The organism is Rhodococcus sp. IC4_135, from assembly GCF_011602025.1.
Lineage (GTDB): Bacteria > Actinomycetota > Actinomycetes > Mycobacteriales > Mycobacteriaceae > Rhodococcus_F > Rhodococcus_F baikonurensis.
Genome location: NZ_JAAOLG010000001.1, coordinates 250746 through 264069, shown reverse-complemented (window position 1 = coordinate 264069; position 13324 = coordinate 250746). Strand labels below are relative to the sequence as shown.

The following is a 13324-nucleotide window of genomic DNA, read 5'->3' as shown; positions in this document are numbered from 1 at the left end:
TGGCGGTCAGCCCCAGCGTGACTGGCCGCCGTCGAGTGGGATCGTGGCACCCGTGAGGTAACCGGCGTCTTCACTGACGAGGAAAACGACGGCACGCCCGATGTCGGTCTCGGGATCTCCGACTCGTCCCAGCGGAATACCCGCGACAAATGCCGCCGCCTCTTCCGGATTCTTGTCCATCCACCACTGCAACGCGGGAGTCTTGGCGTGCGGGGCGACGTTGAGAACTCGAATGTTGTCCTTGCCCCACTCGCAGGCCGCGGCGCGGGTCAACGAGCGCATTCCTTCCTTGATAGAACCGTAGGCGCCGTAGTTGCTGGCATCCCAGCGCACGGCCGCCGAGGTGACCATGTTGATCATGACGCCACCACCACGACTGTTCATGTGCGGGTACGACGCCTGCATCATGCGCAGGGTGGCGAGTGGGCCCGTCGCGAAGGAACGCTCGAAGTCTTCGTCGAGCACGCTCAAGAGCGGGCCTGGCTTGCAGTCGTTGGCGTTGTTGACCAGGATGTCGATTCCGCCGAACAGTTCGACGGTACTGTCCACGGCCGCCGCGATGTCGTCCTTCTTGCTGACGTCGCAGACCACGGCCTCACCGCGCGCACCGATGTCAGCGAGTAGTCCGCAGGTGGTGTGCAACTTGGATTCGGTGCGACCGGCAACGGCGATCACGGCGCCCTCTTTGGCCAAGGCCAGGGCAATCCCCTGCCCGATTCCCTGACCCGCACCCGTGATGAGTGCAACTTTGCCTTCGAGCTTGCCCATGTGACTACTCCAATGTCTGTCGACGCAGAGGTCCCTTTTGCGGGAAGGACCGGTCGATTCTGGTGACTGCCGCCGTTTGTCGTCTACACTCGACCTACAAAACAACCAAGCACTTGCTTGACCCTAAGGTGTGCGACCACGTCGCGTCAATCACATTGGGCGGCAATTCAGCTCGGCACCGCACCAGGAAGGCTCCCCCGTGACACTGCCCAACCCCGTCGATTTCAGCGGACGCTCGGTGATCGTCACCGGTGGCACCAAAGGCATCGGCTACGTGATCGCCGAAACCTTCCTCGCCGCGGGCGCGAACGTGCTGGTCTGTGGCCGTAACGAGCCCGAGTCTCTCCCCACCGCCGACGGTCGTAGCGCCGCCTTTCGCGCCACTGACGTCCGCGATCCCGCCGACGCCGCAGCCCTCGTCCAGGATGCCGTCGAGCGCTTCGGCCGTCTGGACGTCCTCGTCAACAACGCCGGCGGCTCCCCTGACGCCGATGCTGCGACGGTGTCGCCCCGCTTCGTCGAGAAGATCGTGGCACTGAACTTGTTGGCTCCCTTCAACGTTGCCCAGGCTGCCAACTCAGTCATGCAGACGCAGGACGACGGCGGCGCCATCATCAACATCGGCAGCGTCTCGGCAATCGACCCGCAGCCCGGAACCGCGGCGTACAGCGCGGCCAAGGCGGGCCTCCTCGTTCTGACCAAGGCGTTGGCCCTCGAATGGGCGCCCAAGGTCCGGATCAACCACATCACCACCGGCTTGATCCGTACGGAGGCTGCCGCCGAGGTCTACGGTGCCGACGGCGGCGCTGCGGTCACCAAGACCATTCCGATGGAGCGTATGGCCGTACCGGCCGATATAGCCAACTCCTGCCTGTTCCTGGCGAGCCCACTCTCCTCGTACGTGAACGGCGCCGACATCGCCGTTCACGGCGGCGGCGAATACCCGGCTCGCTACATGGCGACCCATCAGGACTGAATCACTCGCAAAGCAGCCCCTGAGCGAATGTGCTCAGGGGCTGCTTTTTCGTGCGAACAACTGCGGGGCGCGACGAGGGGTCAAGCACCCCGCAGTTGAGTATGGAGGGGCTAGTGAGTGGAGAAGCTCACTCGTGCACCGGAAATCGCCACCTGATCACCCTTGACGACCTGGAACGCAAGGTCGTCGGGAGTTCCCCACGCAACGATGGACGGCGCTTCACCCGGATGGATTGCCGCAGCGAATCGGCCCTCGAGGCTGACGAGATCAGCCGGATGCACTCCGGCGACCCGAGCAAGCTCGAGTGTGCTGGCGGCCAGCGTGCACAACCCGTGCATGATCGGACGCGGCTGGTTGATCCGCGCCGCAGCCTCGGGATCGATGTGGATGTGGTGTTTGTCGCCCAGCAGCCGGTACATCGCCGTCTGGTTCTCCGCGGTGGTCAGCACACCGGTGAGCGAGGGCTCGCCAGTCGGCTCCGCCGGACGTGAGGGTCCACGTTCTCCGCCGAATCCACCGGCACCGGGAGCGAACAGTGACCAGGTTGCGACGAAGTATTCGCACTCGACCTTCACCTCGAACACCGCTGCTGCACCCTTGTCCCACACCTCGCCGACCGAAGCCTTCAAGCTCACGTCCCCGCTACGCGGCAGCGGGGCAAGTACTTTCAGTTCCTGCGAGCCGTGCAATGCCGTCGAGGTGTCGAAGGCGCCAGCCGAGCCCAGAGCGTCGGGAGCCCACTGCGCCAGCGTCAGCGCAAAAGTCGGCAATACCCGAAGCTGATCCTCGAAGACGAGGTCCAGTTCGGTTGCCTTGGCGCCCACGGCAAGTGCGTACAAGATCGCATCGCGCTCGGTGTACGACACGGTACGGGTGCCGAGATCGGCTCCGCGCCAATCACCGGCGGTCTTCGCAGCTTCCGAAGTTGTCACTGTCATTTCCTCTCTCAAACAGCGCCGAGAACGAGACCGCTGGTGGGTACTGCCGTTCCGGCTGTGACCAGCACGTTTTCGACGCCCGCCGGTTGATTGGTCGATGTGCCTCGGACCAGACGCACACCTTCGGCAATTCCGTTGACGCCGTGCAGGTATGCCTCGCCCACCTGACCACCGTGCGTGTTGGACGGCAGGCGTCCGCCGATCTCCAGGTTGCCTTCACGGATGAAGTCCTTGGCCTCACCGGGCTTGCAGAAGCCCAGTTCTTCGAGCTGCGGAAGCACCAACGGGGTGAAGTGGTCGTACAGGATCGCTGCGTTGATGTCATCGGGGCTCAGGCCGCTCTGGCCGTACAGCTGACGAGCAACCAGGCCCATCTCGGGGATACCGGAGATGTCGGGGCGGTAGTAGCTGGTCATCATGTGCTGATCCTTGCTACTGCCCTGAGCGGCGCCCTTGATGACGACGGGCTTGTTGGCCAGATCCTTTGCGCGCTCGGCAGAGACGATGACCAGCGCCTGGCCGCCGTCGGTCTCTTGGCAGCAGTCGAGCAGGTGCAGCGGCTCGGCGATCCAGCGTGAGTTCTGATGATCTTCGAGCGTGATCGGGCGCTGGTAGAACCACGCAGCCGGGTTGTTGGCGGCGTGCTTGCGCGCCACCACTGCAACTCGTCCGAAGTCCTCACTCGTCGCACCGTACTGGTGCATGTATCGACGGGCGAACATGGCGACCCACTGAGCGGGAGTCGACAATCCCTGAGGAGTCATCCACGCATATGCCGCTCGGTCCGCCGTGCTGTCCATGGGTCGATCGTGCTGCCCCAGGCCGTATCGCACACCGGAGCGCTCGTTGAAGGCTCGGTAGCAGACCACGACGTCGGCAACACCCGTCGCAACTGCCATAGCAGCCTGTTGCACCGTGGCACACGCAGCGCCGCCACCGTAGTGAATACGCGAGAAGAACTTCAGCTCACCGAGGCCGCAGTTGCGAGCCACGATCGCTTCGCCGTTCGTCTCCGACGTGTAGGTGGACAGACCGTCGACCTCGGAGGGATCGATACCGGCGTCAGCGAGCGCCGCGATGATGGCCTCACACGCCAACTGCAGTTCGGTGCGGCCGGAGTTCTTCGAGAACTCGGTGGATCCGATGCCGACGATGGCAGCGGCACCCGAGAGCGGGCTGATCGCCATCAGGGCCTCCCCTCTTCATTGAAAGCGACTGCGACGGTGCCGGATGCGTGATTCCCCAGGCTGTTCGCGCCCTGCACCTTGACCACGACCACTCCGTCTTCCTTGGAGACGACTTCACCGGTCATCGTCATGGTGTCGCCCGGGTAGTTGGGCGCCCCGAGACGAATGGCGATGCGGCGCAAGGTCGATGCAGATCCAGCCCAGTCGGTGACGTACCGGCCGACGAGACCGTTGCTCGTGAGGATGTTCATGAAGACATCCTTGGAGCCGCGCTCCTGAGCCAGGCTCGGGTCGTGGTGCACGTCCTGGAAATCGCGGGTGGCGATCGCGGTGGCGACGATCAACGTACGGGTCAGCGGGATCGCCAACTCGGGCAGTGCCTCTCCGACCATGATGTCCGCGCAACTGCGACCGGCAAGAACGGTCATGCGAGCACCTCCACACCGGATGCGAGCTGCGCACCCAGACGCGCGAGGTCGGAGCTGGAACCGCCGAGGGTGGCAGCAATCTGCTTGCCCCACAGCAGGTGACGGTGAACCGGATAGTCGGTGTCGACGCCCATGCCGCCGTGGACATGCGTGGTGCGATGCACGACGCGCTGTCCGCCGTCGGTTGCCCACCACTTGGCGACCAGTACCGAGGTGCCGAGATCCAGGCCCTCGGAGATGCGCCAGGCGGCCTGCCACAGTGTCACGCGCATCGCTTCGAGATCGATGTAGCAGTCAGCGAGTTGATGATTGACAGCCTGGAAGGTCGCGAGCGGACGGCCGAACTGCTTTCGGCCGTTCAGGTACGTGACGGCCTGCGCGACTGCGCCCGATCCGACACCCCATTGGATTGCTGCCAACGCCAGCTGAACTCGGTCGATCAGCCACGGAACCGTCGTACCGTCGGCCGCACCGATGAGCTGCGCCGGCGCACCGGCGAAGGTGACGTTGGCACAGATCTCCCAGTTGGTGGACTGCGTCTGTTCGAGCGTCACTCCTTCGGCATTCAGATCCACCAGCAGCAGTGCCGTACCGGTGGAAGCGGTTGCCGAAACGAGAGCAAGGTTCGCGACGTGAGTCATCGGCACTACGGCCTTCTCACCCGTCACGGTCCAGTTGCCGTCGGCGTCCTGCTCAGCCGTGGTCAGTGGGTCGCCGCCCGTGTACGGACCGAACTCTTCGAGACCGATGGTCAGGAATCGACTGCCGTCGGCAACACTCGGAAGGATCTCGGCGCGAAGGGAATCGGAGCCGAATTCATTGACAGCCGATGCTGCAAGGGTCGTCTCCCAGATCGGCACGGCCGCAACGTGACGTCCCTGCTGTTCGAGCAGTGCGTACAGCTCCGACAATCCGAGGCCGCCGCCGCCGAACTCCTCCGGCAGTGCGATGCCGAGCAGCCCGGTGCTCGCGAGTTCACGCCACAGTTCACGGTCGACGCGCTCGGCCGAGAGTTCGATCTCCTTGGTGCGCTCGATCGTTGCCTTGCTGGTGAAGACCTCGTCGGCCAGTGCGCGAATTGCTTCCTGCTCTTCGCTGAAATTGAAGTCCATCAGTGCTCCTCGCGTACGGCCGGCCGGAACGCGGGAAGCGTCAGATCCGGGTCGGCGTCGATCCAGTCAAGTTCCACGGGCATGTCGACCACGACATCTTCGGGCGCGATACCCACCATGTTGGCGATCAATCGTGTTCCCTCTTCGAGTTCGATTACCGCAACGACGAGCGGGTAGTCGAACGCGTCGATCTTGGGATGATGATTGACCACGAAGCTGTACACCGTGCCGCGCCCCGACGCGTCGATCGTGTCCCACTCGAGTGACTGGCACTCCCCGCACATCGGGCCGGTGGGATGACGCAGCGTCTTGCAGGACGTGCAGCGCTGGATCACCAGACGGTGCTCCTTGGCGGCTTCGAACCAGAAAGCGTTGTCCGCGTTGAGAGCCGGACGCGGACGCAGAGCGCGCGGCGCCTCCGGTGCAGCAGCTTCTTGAGGCTTGAACCGCAGCGTCCGCCACCGCTGGGTGCCGACCACCTCGCCGTCACCGTTGCGGTAGGTCTTGAGCGTCGTGACAAAGTGTCCGACACCGAGTCCGGTCTTCTTCTCCGGCGAAATCGACTCGATGACCTCGGTGTAGTTCACGCGATCTCCTGGCCGCAGTTCGGCGAAGAACTCCTGATCGGAATCGGTTGCCACAACGGAGCTGTAACCGGCTGCGTCGAGAGTGGCGATCAGATCGGTCCACACCTGCGACGGGTCGTTGCCCGCCATCTTGTCGGTGAACGTCCGCATGATCCAGACCTGGAGCATCTGAGCGGGAGCGACGACGCCGTCACGTCCGGTGGCGCGGGCAGCTTCGTCGTCGAGGTAGACGGGGTTGGTATCGCCCATGGTCTCGGCCCAATGCCTGATCATGGGGATGTTGACCTCGTCGGGCCCCCAGGTGGTGGGGACCAGAGTCTGGCCGACAAAGGCGTCTAGTTGCGCCGAAATGTCGCTCACTTGACCCTCTTTTCGCGAACGAGTCCCAAGCCGATGGTGCCGACCATGTCACGCAGAACTTCGTTGACGCCGCCACCGAAGGTGTTCACGACACCCTGACGCGAGATCTGTTCGATCTGACCGGCAAGCAGCGCACCTGGGGACTCCGGGCGAATGCGCCCGGCGGAGCCGAGAATTCCGAGGAGGGTGCGATAGACGTCGACGTGAGTTTCGGTGCCGTACGTCTTGGTGGCACCGGCGTCGGCTCCGGAGAGCGTGTCCTGCGCGACGGCTGCCGTCATCTTCCAGTTCAGCAGTCGCATGGCCTCGAGCTTGGCGTGTGTACGAGCGAAGTCCTGCTGCACCCATGGGATGTCGATGGCGCCATTTTCCTTGGCCCAGTCCAGGACCAGGTTCCACAGACCGTAAGTACGCCCACCGATCGCTGCCAAGCCGATTCGCTCGTGATTGAGCTGAGCCGTGATGAGCTGCCAGCCGCCGTTGACCTCGCCGACGACGTCTTTCGACGGAACACGAATGCCGGAGTAGTACGTGGACGTCACCATCAAGCCGCCGACGGTGTTGATCGGTGACCACTCGAAGCCTGCGTCCTCGGTGGGGACGATCAGGATCGAGATGCCCTTGTGCTTTGGGGCATCCGCGTCGGTGCGGCACGCCAGCCACACGTAGTCGGCGGTGTTGGCGCCACTGGTGAAGATCTTGTTGCCGTCGACGATCCACTCGTCACCGTCGAGGACCGCACGGGTCTTGAGCGAAGCCAAGTCCGTTCCGGCCTCGGGCTCGGTGTATCCGATGGCGAAAACGATGTCGCCGGCCAGAATGCCGGGCAGGAATCGTTCCTTCTGCTCTTCGGTGCCGTACTTCATCAACGTCGGTCCGACGGTATTGACCGTCACGAAGGGGAACGGCAGACCTGCGCGCTGAACCTCGTCGAAGAACACGAACTGCTCTTCGATGGAGCGTCCCTGGCCACCGAATTCCTTGGGCCAGCCGATGCCGAGCCAGCCGTCCTTACCCAGCAACTTCACGATCTCGCGGAAGTACTCGCCGCCCACACCTTGCTCGCCGGCCGCGCGACGCTTCTCTTCCGGCAGCAGCGCCGCGAAATACGCGCGCAACTCCTTGCGGAGCTCCTGCTGCTCGGGCGATTCCCTCAGATCCATCGCTGTTTCTCCTATGGCATTCATGGCTGGCAACTCTTGGCCTGGACGCTAACCAGATGCCCAGGTGGGCGCTGTGAATGTCTCGTTGAGCGGGAAGCCGAAACATGAGCGGCGTCACATAAGGTGAGATATGCGCATGGACTCATCGGATCGCGTCGCTCTCACCGACTTGGCCGCCAGGTACGCACAGGCCGTCGACCGCCGAAACACCACCGCACTTGCGGCTCTCTTCACCGACGACGTGGCATTCGTCTTGCCGCCGGCATTGAACGGAACGGATGCACCGACGGAGATACGTGGGAACTCCGTTGTCAGCAGTTCAGTGGTCGATGCCGTCTCACATCTGCACTCGACCCGGCACATCGTCGAGCAGCAGATCCTCGACCTCGACAGCCCCACCACCGCGCACGGTGAGGCCTACTGCTCCGCCCACCACATCTATCCGCGGGGCGAGGGCCACCGGGACAACCGGATCGAGATCCGTTATCAGGACAGCTTCGAAAAGGTCGACGGCACCTGGCTGTTCTCGCGTCGCGAATTGGTGGTCGATTTCGCGGAGGACGTTCCGGTCATCCTCCTCGGACAATAGGTAGATGAAAAAATCGCGGTGATTCTGTATCTCCTCACAGGAGGATTACCGGGCTAGCGTTCACGAACTGTCACGCCATCTCGGCGTGGCGTTCGGCTATGTCTTGGAGATTCACATGTCACGCTCGCGCACCAGAAGATTCCTCGCTGCCTTCGCAGTGGCCGCCGTCGCAGTCGGAACCGTCGCAGCGTGCTCGAGCGACAACTCCTCCGACGAGAACGCACCCCTTCGCATCGTCGCTTCTTCTGTTCCGCATGCCGAGATCCTGAAGTTCGTCGAAGAAAAGGGCCTGCTCGGCGACACCAAGATCGAGGTCAGCGAGATCACCGGCGATCTCGACGCCAACGAGGTGCTCGAAGCCGGAGACACCGACGCCAACTTCTTCCAGCACGTGCCGTACCAGGAATCGTGGTCGAAGGAGAAGGGTGTCGACGACCTGGTCGCCGTGGCGAAGGTCCACGTCGAGCCCCTCGGTGCATATTCCAAGAAGGTCACCAACGTGGCCGACCTACGCCAGGGCGCAACGGTCGCTTTGTCCAACAACGTGACGAACTTCGCCCGTGGGTTGTACCTGTTGCAGCAGGCCGGATTGATCAAGCTCGATCAGCAGTTGGGTGCCCCCGGCACCGACATCACCCAGATCAGCGAGAAGAACATCATCGACAACCCCAAGGGGCTCACGTTCACCCAGGTCGATCCCCCGCAGCTTCCGCGCACGCTCGATGACGGAAACGTCGATCTCGCAATCATCAACGGCAACTACGCAATCGAAGGCGGGCTCAATCCGGCCAAGGACGCACTGGTGCTCGAGAAGGCCGAAGGCAACCCGTACGCCAACGTCCTGACGGTTCGTACCTCCCTCGAAAACGATGCGCGAGTGCAGAAGTTGGCTGAGGCATTGACGTCCACCGACGTCGCGACATTCATCGAGCAGACCTACCAGGGCTCGGTCATTCCGGCCAGCGCCACCTGATCGAGACCCGTCATGGTCTTCTCGATCGAATCGGTCTCCAAGGAATACCGCAGCGGCACGAAAGTTCTGCATGCACTCGATTCCGTGTCCCTGAAAATCGAAGACGGCGAAATCTTCGGCATTATCGGCAAGAGCGGCGCCGGCAAGTCCACTCTGCTGCGCTGCCTCAACCTGCTCGAACGCCCCACCAGCGGCCGGATTCTGCTGGGCGACACCGATCTGACTGCGCTGAGCCCGGCGCAATTGCGCGATGCACGCAAGCGGATCGGTGTCGTGTTCCAGCATTTCAATCTGCTGCATTCCCGCTCCGTCGCCGCCAACATCGCGTTTCCTCTCGAAGTGGCGGGGTATTCGCGGGCAGATCGACGTGCCCGCGTCGACGAACTGATCGAGCTGGTCGGTCTGGAAGACCGACGCGACGCGTTCCCTTCGCAACTGTCCGGTGGCCAGAAACAACGCGTCGGCATCGCGAGAGCCTTGGCGGCTTCACCCGATGTCCTCCTGTGCGACGAGGCCACGAGCGCCCTCGACTCGGACACGACCGACTCGATCCTCGACCTGCTCGCCGACCTCAATCGACGACTCGGTGTCACCATTGTTCTGATCACCCACGAGCTCAACGTGGTTCGACGGATCTGCCATCGCGCTGCTCTGATCGATCAGGGACGCATCGTCGACGAGGGAACTCTCACCGAACTGGTCGCGGACCCGGACTCGCCTCTCGGTGAAGCACTGCTGCCGACCGGAACGGTGCGAACATCCCGGACCGGAATTCCGGCGCTCCTCACCTTTGTCGATTCACTGTCGACCTCGCCCGTGATTTCCCAACTCTCACGGGATCTCGACGTCGACGTCACCGTGATCTCCGGCGGGATCGAGGACATCGGAGCCCATCAGGTCGGCCGTCTTCGCGTGGAGTTCGCCTCGCACACGGGACTCGTCAGCGACGAAGAGACAAGAAAGGCTGTCGAAGAACATCTTTCGCAGCGCGGAGTGAAGGTGACGTTCTCATGAACAAGACGTCCTGGCAGGATTCCCTCGGCGAAGCGTGGGAAGCCCTACTCGACACGCTCTACATGGTCGGCGTCTCGTTCGTGCTCACCGTGATCATCGGTATCGCCCTCGGCGTTCTGTTGCACGCGAGCGCGCCCGACGGAATCCGTCCCAACCGCGTCCTCAATTCGGTACTGGGCACCGTGGTGAACATCGGCCGTTCGCTGCCGTTCGTCATCTTGTTGGTTCTGCTCATCCCGGCGACGAGGGCGATCGTCGGGACAGCGCTCGGTGCCACGGCAGCTATCGTGCCGCTGACCATCGGCTCGGTGCCATTCTTCGCGCGCGTCGTCGAGAACGCTCTGCGTGAAGTCGATTCCGGACGCGTCGAGGCCGCACGGTCCATGGGCGCTACCGACAAGGACATCGTCGTCAAAGTACTACTGCCCGAATCGGTTCCGGGCTTGGTAGCCGGAGCAACCCTGACGGCGGTGATGCTGATCGGTTTCTCGGCCATGGCAGGCGCCATCGGCGCCGGTGGTCTCGGCGACTTCGCGATCAAGTACGGCTACCAACGATTCAACACCCCGGTGCTGTTCGTCGCAGTCGTGATCTTGATCGTGCTGGTCCAGGCAATCCAGTCGACCGGCGATCTCGTAGTTCGTTCAATGGCGCACAAGCGGTAACCGTTCAGCTCGAGACCATCGCGATCGCAGTTCGCAGGCCGCGCCGCTTACCTGTCTGCGGATCGACACCGAAGACTTCCTTGATTCCGCCGCGGATGCGGAACTTCAACTCCGAATGCGTCTCCGGAGCATCGTCCTGAGACGCGGAGAGAAACCTGTTGGGCAGAGACAACTTCCAGATTGTCCGCAGCGTCAATCCGTACTGCTTCCACAACGGGCCGGTGGTGTACGGGAGGTCGTACTTGTCGCACAGGTCGCGCAGCGGCACAGCGATTTCCGAGTACCGGTTGCTCGGCAAGTCGGGGAAGCAGTGGTGCTCGATCTGGTAGCAGAGGTTGCCGCTCATGAATGCCATGACCGGACCGGCGTGAAAGTTGGCTGACCCCAGCATCTGTCGCAGATACCACTGAGCGCGCGATTCGTTCTCGAATTCCTCGAGCGTGAACTTCTCGGCACCGTCTGGGAAGTGCCCGCAGAAGATGACGGCGTAACTCCAATAGTTGCGGATGAGATTTGCAACGACGTTGGCCGTCAACGTGGTCTTCCACGCCGGACCGGTCAGAGCGGGGAACAGGATGTAATCCTTCGTCACCTGCCGCGCGATCTTCTTTCCGACGTCCTTGGCCATCTCCGATTTCTCGGACCACTTCACCTCACCCTTGCGGAGTTTGTCCGTTTCCAGGTGATGCAGTGCCACGCCCCACTCGAACAGTGTCGCGAGAACGAAATTCGTGATCGGTTGAAAGAGATAGTCGGCGTGCCACTTCTGATCACGGGTGACGCGCATGATTCCGTAACCCACGTCGTTGTCGAGGCCGACGATGTTGGTGAACTTGTGATGAGTGAAGTTGTGCGAGTGCTTCCATCCCGAGGACGGGCAGGTGTTGTCCCACTCCCAGCTGCTCGAGTGAATCTCGGGATCGTTCATCCAGTCCCACTGACCGTGGATGATGTTGTGGCCGAGTTCCATGTTCTCGATGATCTTGCCGGCCCCCAGGAGCGCAGTCCCCAGAATCCAGGCAGGCTTCTTCTTGCTGGCGAACAAGACGATGCGGCCGGCCACCATCAATGAGCGTTGAAACGCGATCGTTCGCTGGATGTATCGAGCATCGTGCGCGCCGCGCTTCTCCTCGATGTCGAGCCGAATGGCATCCAGCTCGCGCCCGAGCGCCTCGACGTCTTCCTCGGTCAGATGGGCATATTCCTTGATGTCGGTGATCGCCACAGTGTTTCTCCGTATCGGTTTTCTCCGTGCCGCAGGACTGGTCCGTCGGGCGGTACCCCTGGGAGCCGGTGAGGAAACGTCAGCCCCGATATTCATGTGCGTCTTCACGCAATCTATGCCAGAGTCGATATACGTGAGCCCCGAAAACAAGATCACCATCCGCACCGCTACCGAGAGTGACTGGCCGGCTCTCCAACTACTCGACTCGGTGGGGTTCGGTTTTCACCCGTCTCCCGCGGTCAGCGAACTGACGAAGGCTCTCTACAAGCCCGAGGACATCATCCTCGCCGTCGACGGTGACCTACCCGTCGGCGTGGCCATCGAAATCGACATGGAATTCACCGTGCCCGGCGGACGCCAACTCCCCACGCGCGGAATCACCTGGGTATCCGTCGCCCCGACTCACCGTCGTCGTGGCGTCCTACGCTCGATGTTCACTGCACTTCACGCCCACATCGAGTCGACCGGAGCACCACTGGCCGCCCTGACGGCCAGCGAAGCCGGCATCTACAACCGCTTCGGATACGGCCCCGCCACCTTCAGCGAGGGCATCACCCTCGATCGCCGCTTCGCGCGGTTCCGCCCCGAGGTGCCCGACAACGGTGGCGTGTCCATCGTCGACATCAAAGCTGCCTCGACGCTTCTACCCGAGATCTACGACCGCTGGCGGCTGCAGACACCCGGCGCTCAAGTGCGTCCGCAACCGCTCTGGGACCATATGTTCGCCGACCCGTCCGAGGATCGTGACGGCGCCTCCGGACTGTTCTTTCTGACACACGCGGACGGATACATCGCTTACCGGCACACGAGCGAGGGCCGCGACAGCATCGCCCGGATCGACGAGTTCGTGACGATCACCGAAGATGCGCACGCGGCGCTGTGGCGAACGATCTGCGGCCTCGACCTCGTTACCCGGATCGAGACACGCCAGCATCCTGCCGATCCACTCCGGCTGATGCTCACGGACTACCGCCTTGCCCGGACGACGACGCGCTCCGATCGACTGTGGCTGCGCATCATGAACGTGCCCGCGGCTCTCGAGGCTCGTGAATATGCTGCTGACCTGGACACAGTCATCAAGGTCGACGATCCGTTCCTGAAGGCCGGCGGAACTTTCGCGCTTCAGGTCAAGGGCGGCAAGGCCACCTGTACGGTCACTGACGCGGAGCCTGCGATCACGATGCCCTCTGATGTTCTGAGCAGCTTGTACCTGGGCGAGCACCAGGCCAAGTCCTTCGCGGCGGCGCACCGGCTCCACGCGTCCGATCCGCAGGAGATCCGGAATTTCGACTTCGCTTTCAACGCGCAGAAGCCCGCAATTCTCGGGTACGGATTCTGA

General features: G+C 62.7%; 14 protein-coding genes. 6 read left to right on the top strand and 8 right to left on the bottom strand.

Annotated elements, in window-relative coordinates; all coding sequences use genetic code 11:
- Positions 1-6 precede the first annotated feature (6 nt).
- Positions 7-768, bottom strand: coding sequence for an SDR family oxidoreductase (locus G8767_RS01325; RefSeq protein WP_166809125.1), 762 nt, complete (start codon positions 766-768; stop codon positions 7-9).
- A gap of 199 nt (positions 769-967) precedes the next feature.
- Between G8767_RS01325 and G8767_RS01320 the strand changes: the two genes are divergently transcribed.
- Positions 968-1744, top strand: coding sequence for an SDR family oxidoreductase (locus G8767_RS01320; protein WP_124569647.1), 777 nt, complete (start codon positions 968-970; stop codon positions 1742-1744).
- Between the two features lie 110 nt (positions 1745-1854).
- On the opposite strand, the gene G8767_RS01315 is transcribed toward G8767_RS01320, so the two are convergent.
- Genes G8767_RS01315 through G8767_RS01290 form a run of 6 tightly spaced genes read right to left on the bottom strand, consistent with a single transcriptional unit; the run spans position 1855 to position 7519 of the window.
- A complete protein-coding gene (locus tag G8767_RS01315) occupies positions 1855-2676 on the bottom strand; it encodes a MaoC/PaaZ C-terminal domain-containing protein (protein ID WP_166809124.1) in 822 nt (273 codons plus the stop codon).
- Between the two features lie 14 nt (positions 2677-2690).
- Positions 2691-3869 carry a lipid-transfer protein gene (locus G8767_RS01310; RefSeq protein WP_124569645.1) on the bottom strand — a complete coding sequence of 393 codons (1179 nt, stop codon included), beginning with the start codon at positions 3867-3869 and terminating at the stop codon, positions 2691-2693.
- Positions 3869-4297, bottom strand: a complete 429-nt coding sequence (locus G8767_RS01305) for a MaoC family dehydratase (protein WP_166809123.1) — start codon at positions 4295-4297, stop codon at positions 3869-3871. Before G8767_RS01305 ends, G8767_RS01310 begins: the two co-directional genes overlap by 1 nt.
- Positions 4294-5409 (bottom strand): acyl-CoA dehydrogenase family protein, encoded by a 1116-nt coding sequence (locus G8767_RS01300; protein WP_124569644.1) that lies wholly within the window; start codon positions 5407-5409, stop codon positions 4294-4296. The genes G8767_RS01305 and G8767_RS01300 overlap by 4 nt, the downstream gene beginning before the upstream one ends.
- A complete protein-coding gene (locus tag G8767_RS01295) occupies positions 5409-6356 on the bottom strand; it encodes a MaoC family dehydratase N-terminal domain-containing protein (RefSeq protein WP_095968489.1) in 948 nt (315 codons plus the stop codon). Before G8767_RS01295 ends, G8767_RS01300 begins: the two co-directional genes overlap by 1 nt.
- On the bottom strand, positions 6353-7519 hold the full coding sequence (locus G8767_RS01290) for an acyl-CoA dehydrogenase family protein (protein ID WP_003940442.1): 1167 nt from the start codon (positions 7517-7519) through the stop codon (positions 6353-6355). The genes G8767_RS01295 and G8767_RS01290 overlap by 4 nt, the downstream gene beginning before the upstream one ends.
- 130 nt (positions 7520-7649) lie before the next feature.
- Between G8767_RS01290 and G8767_RS01285 the strand changes: the two genes are divergently transcribed.
- The 4 genes from G8767_RS01285 (at position 7650) to G8767_RS01270 (ending at position 10760) form a co-directional block, all read left to right on the top strand.
- Positions 7650-8108, top strand: coding sequence for a nuclear transport factor 2 family protein (locus G8767_RS01285; protein WP_095968488.1), 459 nt, complete (start codon positions 7650-7652; stop codon positions 8106-8108).
- Between the two features lie 115 nt (positions 8109-8223).
- Positions 8224-9081 (top strand): MetQ/NlpA family ABC transporter substrate-binding protein, encoded by an 858-nt coding sequence (locus G8767_RS01280; protein WP_042952942.1) that lies wholly within the window; start codon positions 8224-8226, stop codon positions 9079-9081.
- 12 nt (positions 9082-9093) lie between these two features.
- Positions 9094-10095, top strand: a complete 1002-nt coding sequence (locus G8767_RS01275; protein ID WP_124569641.1) for an ATP-binding cassette domain-containing protein — start codon at positions 9094-9096, stop codon at positions 10093-10095.
- Positions 10092-10760: a methionine ABC transporter permease gene (locus tag G8767_RS01270; protein WP_166809122.1), complete on the top strand. Its 669-nt coding sequence runs from the start codon at positions 10092-10094 to the stop codon at positions 10758-10760. The genes G8767_RS01275 and G8767_RS01270 overlap by 4 nt, the downstream gene beginning before the upstream one ends.
- A gap of 4 nt (positions 10761-10764) precedes the next feature.
- Here G8767_RS01270 and G8767_RS01265 read toward each other — a convergent pair whose 3' ends face one another.
- Positions 10765-11985: a fatty acid desaturase gene (locus tag G8767_RS01265; protein ID WP_166809121.1), complete on the bottom strand. Its 1221-nt coding sequence runs from the start codon at positions 11983-11985 to the stop codon at positions 10765-10767.
- Here G8767_RS01265 and G8767_RS01260 point away from each other — a divergent pair.
- Positions 11969-13324 (top strand): enhanced intracellular survival protein Eis, encoded by a 1356-nt coding sequence (locus G8767_RS01260; RefSeq protein WP_124569639.1) that lies wholly within the window; start codon positions 11969-11971, stop codon positions 13322-13324. The genes G8767_RS01265 and G8767_RS01260 overlap by 17 nt on opposite strands.